The organism is Senegalimassilia faecalis, from assembly GCF_004135645.1.
GTDB classification, from domain to species: domain Bacteria; phylum Actinomycetota; class Coriobacteriia; order Coriobacteriales; family Eggerthellaceae; genus Senegalimassilia; species Senegalimassilia faecalis.
On sequence record NZ_SDPW01000001.1, the window covers coordinates 1,875,162 to 1,900,918 of the forward strand.

General features: G+C 61.5%; 12 protein-coding genes and 3 rRNA genes. All 15 read left to right on the forward strand.

All coding sequences use genetic code 11. The annotated features are described in order from the left end of the window. Positions 1-316 precede the first annotated feature (316 nt). The 15 genes from ET524_RS07855 to ET524_RS07930 all read left to right on the forward strand — a co-directional run bounded on the left by ET524_RS07855 (position 317) and on the right by ET524_RS07930 (position 25,669). Positions 317-1,630 (forward strand): aminoacetone oxidase family FAD-binding enzyme, encoded by a 1,314-nt coding sequence (locus tag ET524_RS07855; protein ID WP_129424735.1) that lies wholly within the window; start codon positions 317-319, stop codon positions 1,628-1,630. Between the two features lie 13 nt (positions 1,631-1,643). Continuing rightward, positions 1,644-3,425, forward strand: a complete 1,782-nt coding sequence (locus ET524_RS07860) for an NAD(P)/FAD-dependent oxidoreductase (protein WP_129424737.1) — start codon at positions 1,644-1,646, stop codon at positions 3,423-3,425. Positions 3,426-3,926: 501 nt separating this feature from the next. Then, positions 3,927-11,246 carry a DUF4430 domain-containing protein gene (locus ET524_RS07870; RefSeq protein WP_161566641.1) on the forward strand — a complete coding sequence of 2,440 codons (7,320 nt, stop codon included), beginning with the start codon at positions 3,927-3,929 and terminating at the stop codon, positions 11,244-11,246. 4 nt (positions 11,247-11,250) lie between these two features. After that, positions 11,251-12,099, forward strand: a complete 849-nt coding sequence (locus tag ET524_RS07875) for a DUF4430 domain-containing protein (protein ID WP_129424743.1) — start codon at positions 11,251-11,253, stop codon at positions 12,097-12,099. 64 nt (positions 12,100-12,163) lie between these two features. Continuing rightward, positions 12,164-13,039 carry an energy-coupling factor transporter transmembrane component T family protein gene (locus tag ET524_RS07880; RefSeq protein ID WP_129424745.1) on the forward strand — a complete coding sequence of 292 codons (876 nt, stop codon included), beginning with the start codon at positions 12,164-12,166 and terminating at the stop codon, positions 13,037-13,039. Positions 13,040-13,099: 60 nt separating this feature from the next. Further along, a complete protein-coding gene (locus tag ET524_RS07885; RefSeq protein ID WP_236648285.1) occupies positions 13,100-14,665 on the forward strand; it encodes an ABC transporter ATP-binding protein in 1,566 nt (521 codons plus the stop codon). 197 nt (positions 14,666-14,862) lie between these two features. Further along, positions 14,863-15,453: an ECF transporter S component gene (locus tag ET524_RS07890; RefSeq protein ID WP_236648286.1), complete on the forward strand. Its 591-nt coding sequence runs from the start codon at positions 14,863-14,865 to the stop codon at positions 15,451-15,453. Positions 15,454-15,777: 324 nt separating this feature from the next. Beyond that, positions 15,778-17,290, forward strand: a 16S ribosomal RNA gene (locus tag ET524_RS07895). A 286-nt stretch (positions 17,291-17,576) separates the two neighbouring features. Beyond that, positions 17,577-20,555, forward strand: a 23S ribosomal RNA gene (locus tag ET524_RS07900). Positions 20,556-20,679: 124 nt separating this feature from the next. After that, positions 20,680-20,794: ribosomal RNA gene (rrf, locus tag ET524_RS07905) — 5S ribosomal RNA — on the forward strand. The 16S, 23S and 5S rRNA genes sit together here, the layout of an rRNA operon. Before the next feature lie 582 nt (positions 20,795-21,376). Further along, complete coding sequence (locus ET524_RS07910) at positions 21,377-22,240, forward strand: hypothetical protein (protein WP_129424749.1); 864 nt, start codon at positions 21,377-21,379, stop codon at positions 22,238-22,240. A gap of 10 nt (positions 22,241-22,250) precedes the next feature. After that, a complete protein-coding gene (locus tag ET524_RS07915) occupies positions 22,251-23,144 on the forward strand; it encodes a hypothetical protein (protein ID WP_129424751.1) in 894 nt (297 codons plus the stop codon). Between the two features lie 13 nt (positions 23,145-23,157). After that, positions 23,158-24,051: a hypothetical protein gene (locus tag ET524_RS07920; protein WP_129424753.1), complete on the forward strand. Its 894-nt coding sequence runs from the start codon at positions 23,158-23,160 to the stop codon at positions 24,049-24,051. Then, positions 24,052-24,864, forward strand: coding sequence for a hypothetical protein (locus ET524_RS07925; RefSeq protein ID WP_129424755.1), 813 nt, complete (start codon positions 24,052-24,054; stop codon positions 24,862-24,864). Positions 24,865-24,895: 31 nt separating this feature from the next. Next, positions 24,896-25,669 (forward strand): signal peptidase I, encoded by a 774-nt coding sequence (locus tag ET524_RS07930; RefSeq protein WP_129424757.1) that lies wholly within the window; start codon positions 24,896-24,898, stop codon positions 25,667-25,669. The last annotated feature ends 88 nt before the right edge of the window (positions 25,670-25,757 follow it).

The window sequence follows — 25,757 nt, forward strand, 5'->3', positions numbered from 1 at the left end:
CGCCTGCGGCTGCGGCGGGCGCCGTCTTGCGCTTGGCGTCGTGGCAAGAAAAGCGGATTCCTGTAGCTTTCGGCCCGAGAAGCGGACCTCGCGGCAAGAATCCGGGATTCCTGTAGCGCCGAAGGGGCCCAAGCGGTGCAGGAACCCCGGATTCTTGCCAATTCCAGGCTTCCGAGGGGATTTGCCGCTACAGGAATCCAGAAATCTTGCCAAGACGAAGGCCGCGGGGCTCCCGCCATGCAGGAATCCGGAAATCTTGCCAAAGCCGCGCACTGGCCGGGGTCGCAAGTTGCCGCTTCGCCGTATAATCGCAGACATGGATACTATCGCAATCATAGGAGGCGGCGCGGCGGGCCTCATGGCCGCCGTCGAGGCCGCGCTGACGCTGCGTGCCACAGGTGCGCGCGGCACCGTCGTCGTATACGAGGCCGATGCCGAGCGCGTCGGCCGCTCCATTTTGGCAACGGGCAACGGCCGCTGCAACATTTCGAATGCGGAAATCAGCGCCGACGTGTACCGCAACGCCGAGTTCGTCGGCCACGCGCTCATGGCGCTGCAGGGCTGCTACGTCAGCGAACGCGGCGGGGCCACCATCAAAGCAACCACGGCGAATCCCGTACTCGAACGCTTCTCCGACCTGGGGCTTTGCGTGCGCGAAGAGTCCGAAGGCCGTTTGTACCCGCAGGCGAACAAGGCCACCAGCGTGCTTGACGTGCTGCGCGCCGGCGCCGATGCGCTCGGCGTGCGCGTCCAGGTCGGCAAGTGCGCCGAGCGCGTGGACGCGCCGCGCGACGGACACGGCTGCTACAACATCCGTTTCGCCGACCGTTCCGTGGGGCATGCCGCGGCGGTCATCGTGGCCGTGGGTGGCCGAGCGGCGGCAAGCGTGCAGCTGCCCGAGCCGCTGGTTTGCCAACCGCTGCGTCCCGTGCTTGGGCCCCTGCGCGTAACGAAAGCGGACGCCAAGCTCACGCGCCAACTCAACAACATCCGCGTGCGCGGCGCCATCGCGCTTATGCGCGGTGGGGAGCAAGTCGCCCGCGAACGCGGCGAGGTGATGTTCCGCGACTACGGCGTCTCGGGCGTGGCGGTGTTCAACCTCTCGCGCTTGGCGCGCCCCGGCGACACGCTGGCCGTCGATTTCCTTCCCGATATCCCGCCGCAGCAGATGGGGCACTTTCTTCTGGCGCGCCGCAAGCGCATGCAGCGCTGCCTTGGCGCGGCGCCCACGTGCGAGCGGTTCCTCAGTGGCCTGCTGCTGCCGGCCGTTGCCGGCGTGCTGCTGCGACGCGCGGGCCTTGCGCCTGCGGCCGAGTTTGCGAAAACCGATGCCGCGAACTTGGCGGCGGCGCTTAAAGGGTTTGCCCTCACGGTTGAAGGCATCGGCGACGAGCGCCAGTGCCAGGTTCGCCGCGGCGGCTTTCCCGTCGGCGCGTTCAACCCCGAAACGTGCGAATCCAAGGCGCACCCGGGCTTGTTCGTTGTGGGCGAAGCGCTTGACGTCGACGCCCCGTGTGGCGGCTACAACCTGCATTGGGCCTGGTCAAGCGGTATGCTAGCTGGCCACGCCGCCGCGCAGCGTGCCCACTGCAGCCAAAACACCGGCGGCAACGGCCGCCGCGCCCGATAATCCGGAGGAACCCATGCTCGAGATTTCAAACCTCGCCTTGCCGCTTGACGCCGGGCTCGAAGGTTCGCAAGCCGATAAGCTCGTGCGTCGGGCCGCCGCCCGCGCGCTCAACGTCCCGCCGCGCGACATCGCGGAAATCCGCCTGCTCAAGCGCAGCGTCGACGCGCGCAAGAAGCACGATGTGCACTTCGTGGCCACCCTCGGCGTGACGCTAGCCGCCGGCGCGCAAGCCGAAGCCGCCGCCATCGAAGCGGCCGTCGGCCGCAAAGGCGCGCCGAACGTGAAGGCGCACCAGCCCTACGATCCGCTGCAGGTTCCGCAAGCTGCAACCGCGTCGCGTGCCGCTGCCGAACCGCGTCCCATCGTGGTGGGCACGGGCCCCGCGGGCCTGTTCTGCGCGCTGTACCTGGCGCGCGCCGGCCTGCGCCCGCTTGTCGTCGAGCGCGGCGCTGCGGTCGACGATCGCCTGGCCGCCGTCGACGCATTCAACGCCGGCGGCGAACTCAACCCGCACACGAACATCCAGTTCGGCGAAGGCGGCGCGGGCACGTTCTCGGACGGCAAACTCACTACGAACATCAAAAGCCCCTGGTCGCGCCACGTGCTGCACCTGTTCGTCGAAGCCGGCGCCCCCGAGGAAATCCTCTGGCAAGCCAAGCCCCACATCGGCACCGACCTGCTTGTCAACGTCGTGCGCACCATGCGCAAACAGATCGTGGCAGCTGGCGGCCAGGTGCGGTTCGAAACCCAACTGACAGGCTTGCAATTCGAAAACGGCGAACTTGCCGCCGCCGAGCTCACCGACGTTGCAACTGGCGCCGTCGAGCGTATTCCCGCGCGCCGCATCGTCCTTGCCTGCGGCCATTCCGCTCGCGACACGTTCGAGCTCATCCGCGACGCCGGCGTGCATATGGAGCAAAAACCGTTCTCGGTCGGCGTGCGCATCGAGCATCCGCAGCAGCTCATCAACCGCGCGCAGTATGGCAAAGCTGCCGATCATCCCGCTCTCGGTGCGGCCGACTACAAGCTGTCGGTGCACCTGCGCCCGAAGGCGAAGAAGGCGCAGCAAGCCGCTGACCAGCAGGGTCGCGGCGTATACACGTTCTGCATGTGCCCGGGCGGGGAAGTGGTCTGCGCGGCCAGCGAGCCGGGCGGCGTCGTGGTCAACGGCATGAGCCGCTTCGCGCGCGACGGGCGCAACGCCAACAGCGCGCTTCTGGTGGGCATCGGCCCCGAAGATTTCGAAAGCGCCGATCCTCTTGCTGGCGTGCAACTGCAGCGAAACATGGAACGCGCAGCATACGAGGCCTCCATCGCCGCAGGTGGGAAGCCCTATCAGGCTCCGGCGCAAACCGTGGGCGATTTCCTTGCGCACACTGCGGGAAACACCAGCAAAAACGTGCGCCCCACCTACGCCCGCGGCGTAGCCTGGTGCGACTTGCGCAGCGCGCTCCCGCCGTTCGTGGCCGACGCCATGGCCGAGGCGCTGCCGCTGCTCGACCGACGCCTGCACGGCTTCGCCGACCCGCAAGCGGTCATGACGGGCGTGGAAACCCGCAGCTCAAGCCCCGTGCGCATCGTGCGCGGGAAAAACCTGCAAGCGCAGCTGGCCGCCGAAGCCCCCGATCCCGATGTGCAAAACGCCCCTGAACCCGAAACCGGCCTCTACCCCTGCGGTGAAGGCGCCGGCTATGCCGGCGGCATCATGTCCGCCGCCTGCGACGGCTTGCGCGTGGCCGCCGCCCTCGTTGACCAAGTCATGCAGCCCGGCCAAAAGCCCATGTCATCGCAATAATCGTAGAGTCAAGCGCAAACGAACGCACCATGTAGGGCGAGCAAAAGCGCGGCCTCTCATAAACGGGGCGAAGGGCGGCCAGTCGTCCTGATCCTTCGTCTCTTTTACTGCGCGCGTGTGGTAGAATGACGTGTTTGTAAATTGGCATAGATGGTTGCGCCGGGCACGGCGCGGGCGCGCGGAAAATTCCGGACGCTTGGGGGAATGCGGGTGCGAATCCCACGCTCTACCAGGAACCGTATACGCTGATGAACGGGCTGGGGAATCGGTCGCTCGCGAACGCTGCGCGGGTGCTGTTTCTCGGCAAGCACCGCCGCAGGTATGCGGGCCGTTCAAACGAAGCAAAGTCGGAATGCCCATCCATCGCGGGAAAGCCCTGGAAGCGAGGTACCGATGAACATCGGCACGTTGTTCTCGCGCGTAGTGCGCGGCGAGCAAGCCTGCAACGAAGCAGGCAAAGCTGCCCTGCCACCTGGCAAGGCGGGTCATGAAATTCCAACAATGAAATCACCTGGTCAGCGCGCGCTTTCTGTGTTCTTGGCAGTAACGCTTGCTGTTTCCATGACGCCTTCTGCCGCCTTGGCAGACGCCCAGGCGGCCGCCGGCGCGCATGCTGAGCAGGCGCTTTCGGAGGCGCAGCAACCAGGTAACGCTGCCGCAAGCGACGCGGCAAGCGGCGCTGCCAGCAAGCAGGCCGCCCAAAGCGGCGAGGCCGCCTCAAGCCAGCAGTCTGGCTCGCAGCAACATGAAACCGAACAGGCGCAACAGCCCGCCGAAAGCAAGGAAAGCGGCGAATCGGCTTCCGCAGGTGCCTCCGTGGCGCAAGCTTCGCCGCAAGCCGCCGAAGCCTCTGGCGTCACCGACAACGCCACGGCGCCTGCCGTCCAGTCCGACGTTACGCTGACCTCGTCCGCGAAGGTCTACATCCAGGACAAGCAGGACAAGGACAGCACTTGGTCGAACAAATACGGTTCGCTCTCCGCGGGCGACGTGCTGTGGGCCAACATGTACGACGACGTGGAAACCACTGACTACTGGGGCGACCCTGACACCGAGACGAAATCCATCGCCAACCCTGGCACGTGGACGTACACGTGGCTGGCAGGCACGGAAAAATCCGGCACCATCGATTCCTACACTGAAGAAGTCGGCCACGAGCAAAGCCTCACCGTCACGTCTGAAATGGCGGGCAAGTACTTCATCTGCAAGGTCACCGCTAACGGCAAAGATTACTACGGCCCGGCAAAAAGCTATGGCGAAGGCGTCAACGCGAACTACATTCCCGGCCCGGTCTTGGCGGTCGGCCAGGCAAGCTTGTACAACGTCAAGCTAAGCAATTCCACTCCGTCGGTCGGTGACGCGCTCACCGCTACGGCATACACCGACTACTCCACGTCGGCCTCTGCCGACATCAACGTAACTTTCACCTGGTATTCCTCGAGCTCCTCCTCCGGAACCTGGACCAAAATCGAAGGCGAAACAGGCGCCACGCTCACGCTCACCGATGCGCTGCAGGGCAAGTACATCAAAGTTGTCGCCAGCGCCGGCGTCAACGACGTCGAGGCGAAAACCTCCGAAGCTGTCATGGCCGCTGGCGCCGTCAAGCTTGCCGGTGTTAAGCTGACGGCTTCTAGCAAGGAAGTCGGCGCCACGCTGACCGCGGCGGCATACGCCGGTTCTTCTTACAGCCCCACCTATGTAGACAACTCCAAGGTCACCTACACCTGGAAGTACTATAAGGGCACATCGGCGCCCAACTCCTCCACCACGTGGACGGACATTCCCGGCGTCGTCGGTTCCACGTTCACGGTGACCGACGACTACGTCGGCTGCTACATCACCGTGTCGGCCAAGGCCGGCGCGAATACCGTTACTTTCGGCAGTTACCCCGACTGCGGCGTCGGCCCGTTCAAGCTTGCCGGCGCGGTCGACATCTACTCCGCAGTGCTCGCCGACGCCGAAAGCGGCTCGACGGGCTACATATATACGGCTGACCAGACGGTTCGTGCCCTTGCAAGGGAGCAGGGTGCCGCTAGCGGCGTCTACATTGACTCCGAAAAGCTCATCTATCAGTGGCAGGTGAGCGATTCTGAGACCGGCACGTATACCAACATCGAGGGCGCAACCAACCAGGTGCTCCCGCTTTCCGCTTACGAGGGCAATTTCGTCAAGTGCGTCATCACGGCGAAAGTTGGCGGCAGCACTTACCCTACCAAGCCAACTAAAAAAATCGCTGCACCCGGTTCGGTCAACGTCAGCAGCGTCAAGCTCAGCGCGTCCGGCAAAGTCAACGTGGGCGACACCATTACTGCCACGGCCACCGCTTCGGGCACCGATGTATCCGACAGCGATCGCGTGACCTGGCAGTGGTACTGGGGCGAGTCCGGCACTACCTGCACGAACAAAATCGAAGGCGCAACCTCGCGCAGCTTCACCGTCACCGATGCCTACGAAGGCAAGTACCTCGTTGCGGCTGCCGACGGCGGCTTCGGCGAGCAGACATCCTCGTCGGTCGGCCCTGCGGTGCAGCCCGGCTCCGTAACCTTATATAAGGTAGAGGTCACCGGCTCGGCCAAGGTTGGCGCCACGCTGACCGCTACCGCGTACAAGAGCAGTTACACGCAGGTCGCCTCGACTGACCGCGTCAGCTACCAGTGGCAGTACGCCGACACCAAAACCACCGCGGATTCCGCTTTTAAAGACATCGCGGGCGCCACGGGCGCAACGTACCAGATCACCGACGCCATGGTGGGCAAGTACCTGCGCGTCAAGGTTGTAAGCGACGGCACCGTGGTCAGCACGCAGAAGCCGGGCTATTACGGCTCGGGCACCACGCCCGTTGACCCGCTCGGCCCGGTCACCATCGCTGGCCAGTACACGCTCACCGCCGTCGAACTGCAGAACGCTTATTCGGCTCTGCTGCAGGTAGGTGCAACCATCAACCCGCAGGCTAAGGTTGCCAGCGGCTATTACGACAAGGATGCCCCCGAGGACGCCAAGCTCACCTACACCTGGTATGCCAAGGGCGAAGGCGATGCCGATTGGCAGCAGGTGACCGAAGGCGTTGCGGCAGACGGCTCGCTCACCATCGGCACGGCGCTTGTGGGCAAATCGCTCAAGGTCACGGCGTATTCGCTCGACAACACTGTTGAGTGGGCGTCGGGCACCACGGTCACCCCGGCCGGCCAGTACAACCTGCTGCGCGTGACCACCACGCCGCAGTCCATCAGCTCCTCCACGCACGTTGTGGCAGGCGACACCGTTAGCGCGCAGGCTCAAGCCGTTCGCGCTGACGGCAGCTCCACCACGGGCGTCACCGTGAAAGACGGCGTGGAGTTCACCTGGTATGTCGCCGACAAGGCTGACGGCTCGTTCTCTGCGCTTGAGGGCGTAACGGGCGCAAGCATCGCCGCTCCCGACGCCGCCGCAGGCAAGTACCTCAAGGTAGTTGCCGAAAGCGGTTCCTCGCGCGTGGAAACCGTGTTCGCCAACCCGGTTATCGACCGCACTTCGCTTGAGGCCTTGGCGCAGAAACTCTCTGCTGCCAACTTCAAGCCCACGCCCACCTACGGCGAAGACACGAACATCAATGACGTGCTGTCCGCCAAAATCGCCGAACTCGGCTTCGAGGGTGTTTCCGTCAAGGTCAAGTCGGCAAGCTTCACCGTTTCTAACGACAAGGCCACGGTCGGCATCTCCGCCGAGGATGACACCAACGGCAACATCACGTACTTCTACATGGACCCGAATGACTACTCGGGTTACACCTTCGACAGCCTGCGTTCGGCCAGCGTTTCCTTCGTGCTTTCGAAGGACGGCCAGTCCATCGACTACAAGCCCGGCAACATCACCGTGCCGTGGAACGAGGACATGCTTGAGCAGCTGCTTGACAACGCTGCGCAGGATCTGGCTATTGGATTTGCGTCGGGCGATACGGCCGATGCGGTCACCGGTAACCTTTCGCTGCCGTACCGTGCTGGCTCGAACAGCAAATTCGAGGTTACGTGGGAATCGAATAGCAATCAGATCAATATTTCCGGCTACGGTTGGAGCAACTACAGCGGCAAGGTGGTGCGCACTGCATCCGACCGCGACGTGACGCTTACCGCCACGGTCAAACTCATGCCGAACGTTGGCGGCAGCGGCAACGGCGCTGAGGTGACGGGCGAACACGCCTTCTCCATTACGGTCAAGGGCGACCCCCAGAAGGTGGCCGCCGAAAAGGCCGCGCTGCAAGCCAAGGTTGACGCCGGTTTCACCTACGATCAGGTAAAGAACTACGGCACCGATACCGTTGCCAACAAGGATGGCCTCACGTCCGACCTGCAGATGCCGACTACGCGTAACCTCGACATCGATGGCAAGTGCTATGAGGTGAAGTACGCGGCCAGCACCGACGACGTGACGTTCAACGGCTACAAGGGCACGGTTTACCAACCGCAGCCCGGCGAGCAGTCTGCGAACACGAAAATCACGCTGACCGTCACCGACAAGTCCAATCCCGAGATCACGGCCTCGAAAACGCTCGACTACGCGGTGGCCCCGCTTTCGCAGGCCGAGCTTGACGCTGAGCTTTCGCTTATGGAGCAGGCGAAGGCCGGCTATGCCCAGGCCATCCTGAACGGCCAGGATGCATCGAAGGTCACGGCGAATATGCATGCCTTCCAGAAGGCATATCTCGATGCCGACGGCAACCTTGCCTGGAGCTACGACCGTGCTACTACCGATGCGACGGGTTTGGGCATCGTGCCGGTGGAACTGCCGGGCTATGACGATATGTCGGGCAATGATTGGCGCCTGTTCAAATCCAGCAACAGCGCCGTTATCACTTCCGAAAACCTGCTGGTCAAACAGCCGGAATACAACACGAAGGTAACCATCACCTCCTCGCTTTCCAGCGAGAAGTTCGCCCGCTACGCCCAGCGCTATCCCGACAACGCAACGTATGCCAAGCTGGCGAATCAGCAGGTTGAGGCGACGGTCACCGTAATCGGCACCAGCGGCATCGTCAACCCCATTGTCAATGCCACGTGCTCGGTTATCGGCGTTGACGCGCAGGGCAACCAACAGACGTGGGCGGCCGCGCAGCCCTTCGAGCTGGCAAACGGCTCCACCGCTGCCGACATGACCATCAAGCTGTTCAATCAAGTCGGTCTTGTTGCCGACTACGATCCGGACACGGCGTACGGCTTCTACCTGAAGAGCATCACGTCGCCGTTCGATAGCAACCTGACGCTCGGCTACGACGCGACTACGTACAAATATTGGCAACTGTTCGTGAACGGCAAGGCCGCATCTGCCGGCGCAAGCGGCATCCAGCTTGAAGAGGGTGACTCCATCATCTGGTGCTACTCCGCGTACGGCGACCCGGCACCTTCCGACAAGCTGTCCGTGTCCTTCCAGGTAGTGGGCCAGGACGCCGATGGCGCTCAGCAAATGTGGGCGGCCCCGCAAACCGCCAGCATGCCGGAAGGCTCCACCGCGGCCGACCTGTCGGAGCTGATGTTTGCTCAGGCGGGCATCAAGGCTGACACGGGTAAGGGCTCGTACGGCTGGTACCTCAATTCGCTGACGTCTCCGTTTGAAGGCGGTCCCACGCTCAGCTCCGAGCAAGTTGATGCAAGCACGTGGAAGTACTGGCAGTTCTTCATCAACGGCCAGCTTGCCAACGTCATGGCTGGCAACTATACGCTGCAAGCGGGTGACACCGTGACGTGGGTTTACGGTGCCGACGGTGTCATGCCGGGCCAAGTCTCGGTGGCTATGCAGGTCTTCGGCAAGGGCGCGAACGGCAAAGCCGAGCGCTGGGCCGATGAATCTCGCCACGTGTTCCTTGAGGGCACGAAAATTGGAGATGTCGTTGATGGGTACCTGACCGATTGCGGTTTGAATCCCGTTCTTTTCGGCGATAGCGATGCTTGGGTTCTGTTCTCCTTGCAGTCTCCGTTTGATTCTGGTCGCGTGCTTTCACGAAAATGGCACGTCATTGTCAACGGGAATGATATCGACACTTTCAAGAACGGTTCTATCGAGTTTAAGACGGGCGACAGCGTTGCGTTCGTGTATGGCAGCGAAACTGTCCCCGACCTCGACGAAGTAGTAATCGATCCCTCCGCCGAACGTCCGAACTGGAAGGCCGATTGGGCTGGCGATACGTCGCGCCCGACCAGCGCAGCTACGCCCACCGACTTCCTCAAGAATTCGTGGACCTTTAACTGGAAGCAACATGGCACGAATCTGTACAGCAACGCTAGCGAGCCGATCATCGTCAACGGCTACATATATCTGGCCGTTGACAAGCAGCTGCTGAAAATTGACGCTGCTACCGGCGTTAAGCTGGCGCAGGCACCCCTGGCAGGTTCCATCGGCTACACCACGCGCCCGGTTTATGCGCAAGGCGTCGTCATGGTTCCGCTCGATGGTGGTGCCGTGCAGGCGCTTACCGCCGACACCCTGACCACCGTATGGTTGACCGACGCAGTTAGCTCGAAGGCCCAGTCAAGCTCGCAAATTACTGTGGACGGCAATTACGTATACGTCGGCACGGGCGAGTATGTGGGCGCAAGCACCTACAATAACGGCTATCTTACCTGCATCAATATCCTTACGGGCGCTATCGCTTGGCAACATCGCAATGCCGACGAGGGGTATTACTGGAACGGCGCAGTAGTCGCGGGCGGTTATGCCGTTGTGTCCACCAGCGCCGGCACTATCGAGGTGCTTGACCGCTCAACGGGCGCAGTGGCAAGTACGCTTGCGCTCGGCGCGTCGGTGAACTCCGCTTGCGTTGTGTCCTCTGATGGTTCCACCATCTACGTAGTCTCGCGCGACGGCAAGCTGCATGTACTGAAGATTGAGACTGGCGCTACTTCCAGGAGCGGGGTGGCTTCATACGCCTCTATGGCTCCTGGCGGAATCATTTCTGAGGAGAAGGTAGTCGATCTCGGTCTTACGGGTTCCGCCTGCACGCCTACCGTCGCAGATGGCGTCATGTATGTTGGCGGCGAAAGCGCTTCTGGCGCGGTGCTTGCTATGGTCGACCTCGCAACTCTTTCGATTAAGACCATCGCCAACGCTGATGGGAAAGCAATTCCCTGTGGCAACCCGGGTATGGGCGGCATCAAGGCAGCGCCGCTCGTGTCCGTGCGAAACGGTGCCACGTACGTGTACTTCACGGTGAACTACGGTGTACTAGACGATAATGGCAACTGCATTGGCGGTGGCGGCGTCTATCGCTACAAGGTTGGCGAATCCGAGGCGCAGCTGGTATACGATGCAGCGGGTCACAACAACTATTGCGACTCGCCGGTCATCGCCGACGCAGCGGGCAACCTGTACTACATCAACGACTCCGGCACGCTGTTCAAGCTGGCCGGCGGCGGAACCACGCCCGTTCCGATGCCTGACCCTACTCCGGATCCCGCGCCTAAGCCCACTCCTAAGCCGGATCCCTCCCCGGAACCGAAGCCTACGCCGAAGCCGGCAACGGACCCCGGCGACAGCACCATTCCTCAAGGCGGGCTTGTTGCGCCCACCCAGCTGCCGCTGGCAGGTGCTCCCGTTGCAACTTCGGCGCAGACCGCGCAGCCTGCAGTCGACCAGGCTTCTGCCGAAGCTTCCGATGCAGGTAAGGCCAGCGCGGAGCAGTATTCTGCAACGGCAACAACCAGCGAGTCTCGAGCGGTAACCGACCAGGGCGAGCAGGCTCCCGCTGCTCCTTCGTGGCCGTTTATCGTGCTTGGCGTTGGCGTGGCCGGCGCAATCGGCACATGCGTCTGGCTCATTGTCGCCAAGCGTCGCGCCCGTTCGAAGAAGGCTTAACGGCATGGCTGATCGTGATGATCCCAACGCTACCCGCATCTCGGCCGAGGCTGCGGCCCTAACGGTCGGCAGCGCAGGCGAAGATGGCGTGAAAGCAGCTGCCGGCAAGGCGCCTCTTGCGACCAAAACGAAAGTCGGCATTTCGGTGCTCGCCGCCGCTTCGCTGTTGCTCATTGCCGTCGCGGCATTCGCGCTTGCTGGTGGGCCTTCCGCACTCAACGGGGCGGTTTCAGCCGATGGTTCGGACGTCGCATCCTTGTCGGTTCAGCCAACGGCTGGCAGCACCGGCTCGCCTGACGCGGCATCGGACGCTAATTCGCAAGCAGCGGACTCGCCCGAGGGCGGCACCAGCCAAGCGCAAGCAGACGCGCCTTCGCAAACAAGCGAAGGCGCTGGCCAGGCGGCTTCCGCCGCGTCCGCCGATTCGCCATTTGGCGGCAACGGGGCAACCGCATCGGCGCCCGCCGCTGGCAACGCGCCCGCATCCGGCTCGACTGCAAGTGGTTCCAGCTCGCAGCCGTCAACCGATGCGCCGCCTGCGCAAAACGCCGTGAACGTTTCCGTGTCCGTTGACAGTTCCGCTGCCGGCGGCGGCGTTTCCGCAAGTGGCAGCTTCTCGTTCGCTCCGGGCGCCACGCCGTACGACGCCCTGTGCGCGCTCGGCCTGTCCGTGAACGCGCGCAGCACCGGATACGGCACGTACGTGGCCGCAATTGGCGGGCTGGCGGAAAAGGAGCACGGAAGCCAATCCGGCTGGATGTACTCCGTTAACGGCAACACGCCCATGACTGCTTGCAGCAATTACGTGCTTTCCGACGGCGATTCCGTCGTTTGGTACTATGTTGCTGGCTAGTCGGTAGGTTTCAAGCCGGGTGCTCGATGGCGCCCGGCTTTTTCGTGAACGGAGCTTCGATATCGTGAACCAAAACGTGTTTCACCTCTATCATCCCGTTGTGCCGTTTGCTTATCTGGCCTGCGCTCTTGCGCTTACCATGGCATGCATGCATCCCGTGTTCGCCTGTCTGTCGCTCGCGGGTGCGCTTGCCTGCTCCGTGGTGTGTCGCGGCTTGCGCCCCACGCTGCTTTCGCTTCGCTGGGTCATTCCGCTTTGCCTCATTGTTTCCGCAGCGAACCCCTTTTTCGTGGCATCGGGGTCTACCGAACTGTTCCGCATCGGGCCGCGCGCGGTCTATGCCGAGGCGCTTGCGTACGGCTTGTGCTCCGGCGCTGTGTTCGCAGCGGTGTTCTTGTGGTTCGCTTCCTATTCCGCCTGCCTCGACAGCGAGCGGTCGATGATGCTGTTCGGTAACCGCCTGCCAACCATCACGCTCATGGTGTCCCAGGTCCTGCGGCTTGTCCCGCAGTTCGTGAGTCGGGGGCATACCGTCTTGTCTGCTCAAGCGGCAACAAGCGCAGCGGCGCCTCTGACCAAGCGCGACAAGACGGCCGGCCGGTTGCGCGTGGTGAACGTGTTGATGGGCTGGGGGATGGAAGACTCCCTTTCGCGCAGCGATGCCATGCGCGCCCGCGGATATCACTGCGGCGTCGTGCGAACGTCGTACCGGCACTTTCACTTTGGTCCCGCAGACAAGTGTTTGGTAGCTGTTGTGGTGGTGCTCGCGGGGATATCAGCTGCGTGCGCCGTCAGCGTGCTTTCGGGATTCCGCTTTTATCCCGCTATCACAGGAGCGTCGCCCTGGTGGCTATTCTTGCCATACGGCCTGCTTATGGCCGTCCCGCCCCTGCTCAACGCTGCCGATTGTCTTCGCTGGAAAGTTCGCACTTTACACTAACCGCGTTTCTCGCGCCGCTTCCCGGAGTACCCGCCGCACGCATAAAGAAAAGGATGCATCGTGCCAGCTGATAACTCGCAAATCACCTCGATAGGGAACTGTGCAATCGAGGTCGAACACTTCTCGTTCTCTTACCCGCAAAACGACGCTGCTGCCGCTCGCAATGCCCTGCAGGACATCTCATTCCAGGTTGAGCAAGGCGCCTTTTGCGTGCTTGTCGGCTCAACGGGCTGCGGTAAAACCACGCTTCTCCGCTCGCTGAAGCCGGAACTGGCCCCCGCCGGCTCCGCGTCCGGCTCGTTGAAACTCTTCGGCAAACAACTCGTGCAAAACGACCACCCTGCTATGAGCCCATCGGAATCGGCCCGGCTTATCGGCTACGTCATGCAAGACCCCGACGCGCAAATCGTGTGCGACACGGTTTGGCACGAGCTGGCGTTCGGCTTGGAGAACATCGGCACTAACCCAAACGAGATACGCCGCCGCATCGCCGAGGTTGCGCACTACTTCGGAATCGAACCGTGGATGCACTCGAAAACCGAGGACCTTTCGGGCGGGCAAAAGCAATTGGTGAACCTCGCCGCTGTACTTGCTTTGCGTCCCCAGCTGCTCGTCCTCGACGAGCCCACGTCCCAACTCGACCCTAACGCTGTGAAACAGTTCCTGTTCATACTTTCACGCGTGAATCGCGAGCTCGACATCACGGTGGTCATGGCAACGCATTCGCCCGAAGACGCCGCGCTGTACGCCACGCAACGCGTCGACCTTGACGATCCTGGTCCCATCGCCTCGTTCGACCAGGCAGCCGCTGCCATGCAAAGCCGCCGTCTGCAACGAGCCTCGCTGCTCCAACACGCCGAAATCGTTCTTGATATCAGCAACCTCTACTACCGCTTCGACAGGCATGCCCCATGGGTCCTCCGCGGCGCGTTCCTGCAGGTGCAACAAGCAACCGTGCATGCTCTTGTCGGCGGAAACGGCTCCGGCAAAACCACCATGCTTCGCTGCCTGGCAAGCGTTCTCAAACCGCAGCGCGGCAAGATTCGCAATGCGCTCGCCTCGTCCCAGGCTCTCCTTCCGCAAGACCCCAAATCGCTCTTCGTGTGCGACACGGTGCGCGAGGAGCTCATGGAGTGGGCCGACCGCTGCGGCTACGATCAGCATCAGGCGCAGCGCGTCAGCAAGCGCATGGGCTTGGCCGATTGCGCCGAGCAGCACCCATTCGATCTTTCGGGCGGTCAGCAGCAAAAGCTTGCAATCGCCAAGCTGCTGCTTGCGAATCCGCAGCTGCTTTTCCTCGACGAGCCCACCAAAGGCCTCGACCCACAATCATGCGCCGCGCTGTCGCAAACAATCAAGTCCCTCGCCGACGAAGGTCACACCATCGTCCTGGTGACGCACGACCTGGATTTCGCGTTCGCAACGGCGGACACGGTTTCGATGCTGTTCGATGGCGAAATCGTTTGCACCGAGCCAGTCGAAGGATTCTTCAAACACAACCTCATCTATCGCACAAACGCAGAAAGCCGCCTGTTCGGAAACATCGTCAAACAGGATCAACAGCAAGGCGAAAGCCCCAAACCAACTGGGGAAGAGCGCGCCAGGACAGAGGCGCATACGTTATGAGAACCTTTGCGAAAATCCCAACGTGCGTATGGGAGGCGATATCCATCATTGCCACCCCGGCGGTGCTTGTTGCTTGCGCTCTCTTACATATTGAGCAAACCGCTCTGCTGTCGTTTGCTGTGGTCATGCTTTCGCTCGTGATCTTCTTCGCCGGCTACGAGGCGTCTGCGCCGCGACTGCGCGACATCATGCCAACCGTGGTGCTTGCCGCGCTAGCTGCAGCAGGGCGCATCCTGTTTGCGCCTATTCCGGATTTCAAGCCCGTAAGCGCCATCGCCATCATCGCAGGCGTTGCATTCGGCCGAAAAAGCGGCTTCATGGTCGGTTCGCTTGCAGCTTTGGCGTCGAACTTCTTCTTCGGCCAAGGAGCATGGACTCCCTGGCAAATGTACGCATGGGGCCTCGTCGGCTACGGCGCCGGCCTGCTCGCCGAACTGCGCATGCCTAAACGGCCTCAAGCACATACCAATAAAGAAAAGGGCAACGACAAGGCCGAAGAAACCGAAAAGGACGTCCAGGCAACGCGCGCAATTGATGCGCATCCAATCGTGATTTACCTATATGGGTTTCTCTCGTGCTTAGGTTACGGCTTCATTTTAAACGCATGGAGCATCCTCAGTTTTTATCACGCGCAAGCCAGCGGCTTGGCAGGGGTCTTGGCGGTATACGCCGCAGCATTGCCTTTTGACGTGCTGCACGCTGTAGCAACGGTGGTCTTCCTTCTTGCGCTGTACCGCCCCTGGACAAGGAAGCTCAGGCGCACGAAGGCCAAGTTCGGGCTTCGCTGACGTCAGATGTGTGCAAAATGTGTAGAACCCAGCATCTCGAAGATGGGGGCTTGCCAAGGCGGCGGGGGAGGCGTAAAGTAAATCATCGCCTTGAGGGGCGGCAAGCGAAAGCGGGCCTGCTCCGAAGGGAAAGCCGCGGGGGAGACCCCGCAGGCGGGAACCTTGAGAACCGGATACTGGACAAGAGACGATCACAATAGCCAGTGAAGCCAGCGCAGGCAGGGCCTACCTATTTTGAGCCCGCCTGCCCCGGATTTACAATTTCTTTTAAAGTTTTATTTTTTGCCAAAGATCGCGGGGACGGGAGACCGGCCCCGCTCTTCTTCAACGGAGAGTTTGATCCTGGCTCAGGATGAACGCTGGCGGCGTGCCTAACACATGCAAGTCGAGCGATGAAACCGCCTCCGGGCGGACATGAAGCGGCGAACGGGTGAGTAACACGTGACCGACCTGCCCCCCGCCCAGGGACAGCCCCCCGAAAGGGGGATTAATACCTGGTACTCCGGAAGCGGCGCATGCCGCTCCCGGGAAAGCTTTCGCGGCGGGGGATGGGGTCGCGGCCCATCAGGTAGACGGCGGGGCAGAGGCCCACCGTGCCGACGACGGGTAGCCGGGTTGAGAGACCGACCGGCCACATTGGGACTGAGATACGGCCCAGACTCCTACGGGAGGCAGCAGTGGGGAATTTTGCGCAATGGGGGCAACCCTGACGCAGCAACGCCGCGTGCGGGACGAAGGCGTCCGCGTCGTAAACCGCTTTCAGCGGGGAACACTTCAACGAGGGTACCCGCAGAAGAAGCCCCGGCTAAATACGTGCCAGCAGCCGCGGTAATACGTATGGGGCGAGCGTTATCCGGATTCATTGGGCGTAAAGCGCGCGTAGGCGGAGCGCTAAGCGGGACCTCTAACCCGAGGGCTCAACCCCCGGCCGGGTCCCGAACTGGCGCTCTCGAGTGCGGTAGGGGAGAGCGGAATTCCCGGTGTAGCGGTGGAATGCGCAGATATCGGGAGGAACACCGACGGCGAAGGCAGCTCTCTGGGCCGAAACTGACGCTGAGGCGCGAAAGCTGGGGGAGCGAACAGGATTAGATACCCTGGTAGTCCCAGCCGTAAACGATGGGCGCTAGGTGTGGGGGATAACATCTTCCGCGCCGCAGCCAACGCGTTAAGCGCCCCGCCTGGGGAGTACGGCCGCAAGGCTAAAACTCAAAGGAATTGACGGGGGCCCGCACAAGCAGCGGAGCATGTGGCTTAATTCGAAGCAACGCGAAGAACCTTACCAGGGCTTGACATCACCGTGAAGCGGCGGAGACGCCGTGGCCGGAAGGAGCGGTGACAGGTGGTGCATGGCTGTCGTCAGCTCGTGCCGTGAGGTGTTGGGTTAAGTCCCGCAACGAGCGCAACCCCTGCCCCGTGTTGCCAGCATTCAGTTGGGGACTCGCGGGGGACCGCCGGCGTCAAGCCGGAGGAAGGCGGGGACGACGTCAAGTCATCATGCCCCTTATGCCCTGGGCCGCACACGTGCTACAATGGCCGGTACAGAGGGTTGCCACCCCGCGAGGGGGAGCGGATCCCGCAAAGCCGGCCCCAGTTCGGATCGGAGGCTGCAACCCGCCTCCGTGAAGCCGGAGTTGCTAGTAATCGCGGATCAGCACGCCGCGGTGAATACGTTCCCGGGCCTTGTACACACCGCCCGTCACACCACCCGAGTCGTCTGCACCCGAAGCCGCCGGCCGAACCCCTCCGGGGGGCGGAGGCGTCGAAGGTGTGGAGGGTGAGGGGGGTGAAGTCGTAACAAGGTAGCCGTACCGGAAGGTGCGGCTGGATCACCTCCTTTCTAGGGAGATTCGACCAATCAAGAGAATCGCTGCCTCACTGGAAGTCTCTTCCATCCAGCATCCGGCTCCCGGGGCTCCCGCCCCGAGGCACCTTGACAGCCGAACAGCGAAGCGAAGCGAAAGCATGACGACGCGGGGCCGGGGCAATCCCCCGGCCCCCGAGAACGAATTATTTAGAATCGATCCAATTAAGACGATTCGGATTCTTCACGATCGCAACGATCATTCATCTGGTATTCTCTATCGATTTGAACGACCTGTACTAATTCAGTCAGGATCCCTTGGATGGAAGATGTTAAGGGCGCGAGGCGGATGCCTTGGCGCGGGAAGTCGACGAAGGGCGCGGCAAGCTGCGATAAGCCCGGGGGAGGCGCAAACGGCCTTCGATCCCGGGATTCCCGAATGGGGGAACCCAGCGGGGGCAATGCCCCGCTACCGGCGCCTGAATCAAATAGGGCGCCAGGAGGCAACCGGGGGAACTGAAACATCTAAGTACCCCGAGGAAGAGAAATCAACCGAGATCCCGGGAGTAGCGGCGAGCGAAACCGGGCCAGCCCAAACCGGCGCGCGTGTCACAGCGTGCGGGCGCTTCCGCGCCGGGGTTGCTGGGCGGGACGCGAGGGGGCCGCACCCCCCTCCCGCTGTCATAAACCTGCCCCTCAGGGGAACGGCCTGGGAAGGCCGGCGGAACAGGGTGAGAGCCCCGTACCCGAAGAGGCGCAGGCAGCGGGTTCCCGATTCCCAGAGTAGCGCGGGGCACGTGAAACCCCGCGCGAAGCAGGGGGGACCACCCTCCAAGGCTGAACACTCTCCCGCGACCGATAGCGAACCAGTACCGCGAGGGAAAGGTGAAAAGCACCCCGAGAGGGGAGTGAAACAGCGCCTGAAACCTCGCGCCCACGAGCAGCCGGAGCAGCCATCGCGCTGTGACGGCGTGCCTTTTGTAGAATGAGCCAGCGAGTCACCGCGCGCGGCGAGGTTAAGCTATAGAAGCGAGCCGCAGCGAAAGCGAGTCTTTAAGCGGGCGACGTAGTCGCGCGCGGTGGACGCGAAGCCGGGTGAGCTACCCATGGGCAGGCTGAAGCGGGGGTAAGACCCCGTGGAGGGCCGAACCCACTTCGGTTGAAAACGGAGGGGATGACCCGTGGGTAGGGGTGAAAGGCCAATCAAACCCGGAGATATCTCGTTCTCCCCGAAATAGCTTTAGGGCTAGCCCCGGCCGTTTTCCCGCGGCGGTAGAGCACTGGACGGAGGAGGGGGCCTCACCGCCTACCGATGCCGACCAAACTCCGAATGCCGACGGGACGGAAAGGCCGGGAGTCAGAGCATGTGGGCTAAGCTGTGTGCTCGAGAGGGAAACAGCCCAGACCGCCCGCTAAGGCCCCCAAGTCGTCGCTGAGTGGCAAAGGATGTGCCCCTGCCCAGACAACCAGGATGTTGGCTTAGAAGCAGCCATGCATTCAAAGAGTGCGTAACAGCTCACTGGTCGAGTGGGGGCGCGCCGACAATTCACGGGGCTAAGCGACGCGCCGAAGCGGCGGAATGTAGACACATTGGTAGGGGAGCTTCCCCTGGGCGGAGAAGCCGGAGGGCGACCGACGGTGGAGCGCAGGGGAGTGAGGATGCTGGCATGAGTAACGAGAGCGGCGCGGGAAACGCCGCCGCCGTAAGCCCAAGGTTTCCTGGGGAAGGCTAATCCTCCCAGGGTCAGTCGGGAGCTAAGGCGAGGCCGGAAGGCGTAGCCGATGCGCAACAGGCGGACATTCCTGTACCGCCTCTGGACCGCTATTCAGACCGACGGGGCGACGGAGAAGGGTACGCAGGCGGGGTTCTGGACGCCCCCGTGAAAGCGCGTAGGCCGCAGGGCAGGCAAACCCGCCCTGCACGCAAGGCCGAGACGCGAGACGAAGCCGCATGGCGAAGCTGCGGAGCCCACGCTCCCTGGAAAAACCCCTAGGCAGGGACAGAGGCGCCCGTACCAAAACCGACACAGGTGGGCGGGTAGAGCATACCGAGGCGATCGGGGGAACCATGGTCAAGGAACTCGGCATAACCGCTCCGTAACTTCGGGAGAAGGAGCGCCGCCCGGGGTGGAGGGACACGCTCCCCGAGCCCTGGGCGGCCGCAGCGAAACGGCCCAAGCGACTGTTTACCAAAAACACAGGACTCTGCCAACCCGCGAGGGGAAGTATAGGGTCTGACGCCTGCCCGGTGCCGGAAGGTTACGCGGATGCGTTAGCACTCGTGCGAAGCGCTGAAGCCAAGCCCCGGTAAACGGCGGCCGTAACTATAACGGTCCTAAGGTAGCGAAATTCCTTGTCGGGTAAGTTCCGACCTGCACGAACGGCGTAACGACTTGGGCGCTGTCTCGACCATGGACCCGGTGAAATTGCACTATTCGTGAAGATGCGAATTACCTGCGGAAGGACGGAAAGACCCCGTGAACCTTCACTGCAGCTTGGCATTGGCCGTTGGCTCGGCGCGTAGAGGATAGGCAGGAGGCATCGAAACCGGGGCGCCAGCCCCGGCGGAGCCGCCCTTGGAATACTGCCCCCTCCGTTCCGGCGGCCTAACGCGGCGCCCTGACCGGGGCCGCGGACCGTGCCAGGCGGGTAGTTTGACTGGGGCGGTCGCCTCCTAAAGAGTAACGGAGGCGCGCAAAGGTTGGCTCAGGACGGTCGGCAACCGTCCCGAGAGCGCAAGAGTGCAAGCCAGCTTGACTGCGAGGCGGACGGGCCGAGCAGGTGCGAAAGCAGGCTCTAGTGATCCGGCGGCACAGAGTGGAACGGCCGTCGCTCAACGGATAAAAGGTACTCCGGGGATAACAGGCTGATCTTGCCCAAGAGTCCACATCGACGGCAAGGTTTGGCACCTCGATGTCGGCTCATCGCATCCTGGGGCTGAAGTCGGTCCCAAGGGTACGGCTGTTCGCCGTTTAAAGCGGTACGCGAGCTGGGTTCAGAACGTCGTGAGACAGTTCGGTCCCTATCCTCCGCAGGCGCAAGTGGATTGAGGAGGTCTGCCCCTAGTACGAGAGGACCGGGGTGGACGGGCCTCTGGTGCAGCGGTTGTCGACCAACGGCACGGCCGCCTAGCTACGCCCGGCACGGATAACCGCTGAAGGCATCTAAGCGGGAAGCCGTCTCCGAGATGAGTCCACTTTCCGGTAAGGGCCCGGGTAGAACACCCGGTCGACAGGGCGCAGGTGCAAGCGGGGCGACCCGCTCAGCCGAGCGCTGCTGATAGCCCGAGCTCTTCGCATCCTCGTAAGGGATTTTGCGAGGCGTCGATGTGCGGGCAGCTTCCTTCGCTGCACGGCCGCCAGGGTCGCCCCGGAAGGGGACCCGGGCAGGCTCATATCCATGAGCCGCGGGGGAGCGCCCCCCGCGAGCGCGACCACAGAGGCGGGGATCACCCGGTCCCATCCCGAACCCGGCAGTTAAGCCCGCCTTCGCCGAGAGTACTGCAGCGCAAGGCTGCGGGAGGGCAGGGCGTCGCGCTCGCGGAGGGCGCTTTTCTATTGCGCGAGCGGCCGCAGAGGCCGGCAGGGCCCGCGGGGGGATCCGGTCCCCCGCGGGCCCTTCTTGCGTTTACGGGGGATGTGTCCGGTCGCGAGCCTCGCTGTGCCTGGTGCATGCGCGTAGCTGGCGCCGGCTTTCTATGCGTTTTGGCTTGCAATGGTTTGAAAAAGCCGAAGGCGCGGTGGTTTCGCTCGGTCGCTGCAGCAAGACTTTGCAAATCCATCGCGCCTTATGGGCTTGTCGAAGTCTCTTTTGATAAACATCTAGGCCGTGTGCTTAACCAAAGTGGATATTACTTCCTTCGACGTGAACTACTGTAACACGATATGCTTCAAAGCTATTTCAACGTTTCGTTGAAATTCTTGTCCAGCTTCAACGTTTTGTTTCGACTTTGACTTTCTTGTTGATTCTGTACACTTCTCTCTGGTAAAATATTTGGCTCATTTTTCTATTTGCTAATTCGTGAGCGTTTCTATTTTGCTGGCTGGTGTAGAGGATGCTGTATCGCTTAAAATAGGGATGTTTGTCTACTTGAGTTTCTAACTAGTTTTGAGGGAGGAAACGTTGTCCGATTCGCGGCAATTGCGTAAAACGTTTCGACGTACGCTTGTTGTGCTGCTTATCGCTGTGCTTGCTGCTGGAACGGTTACGTATGCGTGGTATATCTACAACACCTCGCGTCACGTCACCGACGTCAAAATGGCTGCTGGCACGGGTGTGACGTTCCTGATTTCGAACTCTTATGATGGCGATTACAAAACATCTGCTGGCTTGGCGTTTCAAGGTTTTCTTGATCCTGTTTCCACTGACAATATGGAAATTGGGTTCCAAAAGGTAACTGGGTTCACGGGCGGCACTTCGCAATCATCTTTGCTTGCGAATGTATTTGCTCCTGCTCAGTCTTCGGATTACTACGAAACATCGCTGTTCCTTACTACCAGCTCAGTCGCTACCGATGTGTATCTTGCTGATATTGCCTACGATGATGAAGATCCGGACAATCCTATATCGACGGCGCTTCGTGTGGGCTTTGCCGTGCATGCTCCTGGGCAAGGCCAGCCTGTTGTGTCGCAGTATATTTTCGAATTGACGCAGACGCATAATCCGCAAGGGCGATATAACACGTATAACGGATCGGCGGGCGATGTGCTTGATAGCTCGCGCTCGGACGGCTCTACGGTTACGTTTACGCCGCTGAATTCGTCGAACTACTGCCAATACAACGATGATACGGGTGAGTTGGCGTTGCTTCCCTCATCGACCATGCTGTGCTCTTTGCCTGCTGCCTCGGCGAATGCCGACCATGGCACGCCGGTGCAGGTTGACGTATATGTGTGGCTTGAAGGGTGCGACGAGGACTGCACGAACAACTTGGCGAATACGAATCTGGAGTCGCTTGCGCTCCACTTTGCTGGCAAGCAGGGTTAGGGGCTTCTGTATGGGTAAACAATTGCATGAACCGGTGGCCATCGCTAGTTCCGACGCACGTACTGCGCGGAAATCGTCTTCGATTTTGCGAGACGTGTTCTCGTCGCGCCGGCGTATGCTTATTGCTGCGGCGTGGCTGCTGTTGCTGCTTGCGGCGTTTTCTGCCGCCACATTCGCGTGGTTTAGCAGCTCTCGCTATACCAATGTTACGCCCGCGGCTCACACGGTCAGCGATAGCGGGTATGACCTGCTTATCGGCGCCAGCCAGGGCGGGCCGTTCGACACGGAATGTGCGCTTTCGCAGACCGATAAAACGCTTTATCCCATTTCGACTGCGGATTTGACCTCGTTTTGGCGTGGAACGTTTCAGAATGCGAATGGCATTACCACGGAGTATGCGAACTGCACTGCAAATGTTGATGACTATGCGTTGACGGGTACGTTTTACCTGAAGGGCAGCTCCGCTCCTCTTGCCGTGTATCTGTATCAAAGTCAGATGAACGTTACCAGCGACCCTCAGCTGTTGGCGGCTTTGCGCGTGGGTTTCATTATCGAAGGCAGTTCCGGTTCACAGACGTATATCTTCTCGTGCGATGACTTGGGCAGCACTGCGGGCGCTACGTCGCGTCGCACCACGGCGCAGGATGGCGTGGTGGTTAGCGGTGCCGGATCGTGGAACTATGTTGCCGACCCTTCGCTGTCCATCGGCGGGTATACCATGGACGGCACGGGCGATGCTCCGGTTGCGCGCGCTGGTGCGCAGCCGTTGTACACGCTTGCGGCTGATGAAGTAGTGCGTGTGACGTATTTCGTGTACATGGAAGGCTGCGACGACAATTGCAGTAATGAGGCCCAGTCGCGCGATATTTCGCTGCAGTTCGCTTTTGCGGCAACGCGGGCGTAAGGGGGCTGACGCTATGAAGGATACACAACAGGGAAGCGCATCGAGGCTTCGCTTCGTGCAGGTGGGCATCGTAGTTGCGCTGTTCGTGCTGCTTGCTGCGTTGGGCGTTGCTACGTATGCGTGGTTCACCAATAACGCGGCCGTCAACACGAATTCTGTCTCCGTGCACAGCGATGACAGCAGTTTGGTCGTTGATTTGGGCGATGCGGCGTCGGGCAGTTGGTCGTCGTCGGGCGATGTTGCGCTGTCGTCGAATAGCCCCGACCCGCTTACGCTCTATCCGGTTTCCACGTTCGATCTGAATGGCTTTGCGGAATGCACGCACAACAACGATGCAGGTGAAGCCGTGCATTTCGAGCAAGCGGCTGATGGCGAGCATTTTTACCATGGGTGGATTGACCTGCGTGCTCGCGTAATCGGTTCCGGCGCGGGAAATGCTACGGGTGCCGTGAATTTGTACTTGGGCGATTCGCTGGTTCCCTCCGATGCCGACCCTGAGCTTTTGCGTGCGGCGCGCGTGGGGCTGAAGTTCTCGCGTGCGGGCCAGGTGGTGATGACCTGCTATTTCGCGCTTGACGGCTCTGATGGCGGGCATCGCGGCGATCACCCGGCCACGCGCCCGGGGCTTGACGGGTATGCCGATGGCATGCTTTTGGGATGGCAAAACGGCTCGCTGGCCTGCGCAAATGATGGTTCTGAAGATTTCAACGCATATCTGATGGGCTCGGGCGATTCGGCCATGCGTCCGCAGAATGCGCTGCTGACCATGGACCAAGGAACCGATTACCGTTTGGACGTGTACTATTACATCGAGGGGACCGACCCGGATAGCGCCGACTACCTGTACGGCGATGTTGGCGTGGTGCACCTGAACCTGTTCGCGGTGCTTGATGGGCAGGGGGCGTAAATGGGCATGCTGAACGGCGCGTCGCCTTCGGGCGTGACGCGTGGCAAGAGTGATGCAGCGGGTGTGCGGGCTGATCAGGACTTGAAGCATCGCCTGGCTACTACGGCGCTGCTGCTTTCCTTCGCGGTGGTGGCCATCGCCATGGCTACGTTCGCCTGGTTTTCCATTGCCGATAGCGCGAAGACGCGCATGCTGGCCATGGATGCCACGGCGGACGGGTCGCTGCGCTTCGACTTGGACGCGCACGATGATTTCGAAAGCTATGTGCATACGCTGGGGTTCGATGCCATTTCGTCTCGCATATCGTCTGACCTGGGCGTTGACATTGACGCGTCGAGGTTGGAGCCGGTGACCACGTCGGATTACGAGACGTTCACGCTTGAGGATGGCTCGGTTGCCCAGGCGTCAAGCGGCTCGTACTTGGAGTTCACGCTGCATTTCATCAGCCAGAAGGACGTGGTGGTGCGGCTGACGGGGCAAGATGGGTCGGATGGCGCCGCGGGCACGGCGTTCTCCTCGGCGGTGGACGGGTTGCCGCTGGCCATGCGTATGAGCTTTACTGCTGACGGTCAAACCTGGGTGTACGACCCGAATGCTGCAACAAACGCAACCTCCACGGGCGCGGCGACGGTGTTTGGCCTTGATAAGGGCGAGACAACCGAGGCGTCAAGCATGTTTGACCTGGTAGCGAACACGGATAAATCCGTAATTGTTCGCATTTGGTTGGAGGGGACCGACACAAATTGCACTAATATGGTGAAGGGTGCGGATTATTCCGTCTCGATGCGCTTTGTGGGCGTCGAGCTGCAATAACGATTAGTTGAATCGCGCGAAAGGGAGCGAAATGCAAACCGTGAAGAAAGTCGGGTCGATCGTCATCAGCGTGGTGATGTGGATCATCATTCTGGTTGCCGCGTTGTATGCGTTCACCACGCTTGCCACGAAAGACGACGGCAGCGTTTCGAACCTGGGCGGGTTCACGCCGATGACCGTGCAGTCGGACTCCATGTCTCCGACGTTCGATCAGGGCGACTTGATTGTTATCAAGACGTGCGACACGTCGAAGTTGCAGGTGGGCGACATTGTGACGTTCCACACCATCATCGATAACCAGTATGCGCTGAATACGCACCGTATCGAGTCGATTGATGAGCTGAACGGCATACGCAGCTTCACTACGAAGGGCGACAACAACGATGTAGCCGATACGCACATCATCTCGGATGGCGACATTGTTGGCCAGTACGTGTTCAAGATTCCCGGCATGGGTAAGGTGATGGACTTCCTGTCTTCCACGTGGGGCTTCTTGATCGTCATCGTGCTGCCCATGCTGCTGTTCTTCATATATCAGGTGTATCACCTGGTGATTGTGGGCATGAACCTGAAGCGCGCCATGGCCGAGGAAGATCGCATGGCTCGCGCGGCGGCTATTGTCGATGGCGAAGGATCGGATGCCGAAGCGGGGTCTGACGTTGAGCGTGCGGAGGCTGCGCGCGCTGATGCGGAGGCGAAGCTTGCCGAGGCTCGTCGTTTGAAGGCGGAAGCTGAGGCGGCCTTGGCGGCAAGCGGCAAGGCTGGCGATGCTGCCGGTGGACGCGATAGCAAGGACGACAAGTAGCCTGGCGCGTGGACGCTGGCTGCGGTCGGCAAGGGCGCTGTGCCTGGCGGGCGCCGGAACGACGATCGTATAACCGTGCCGTGCGCGT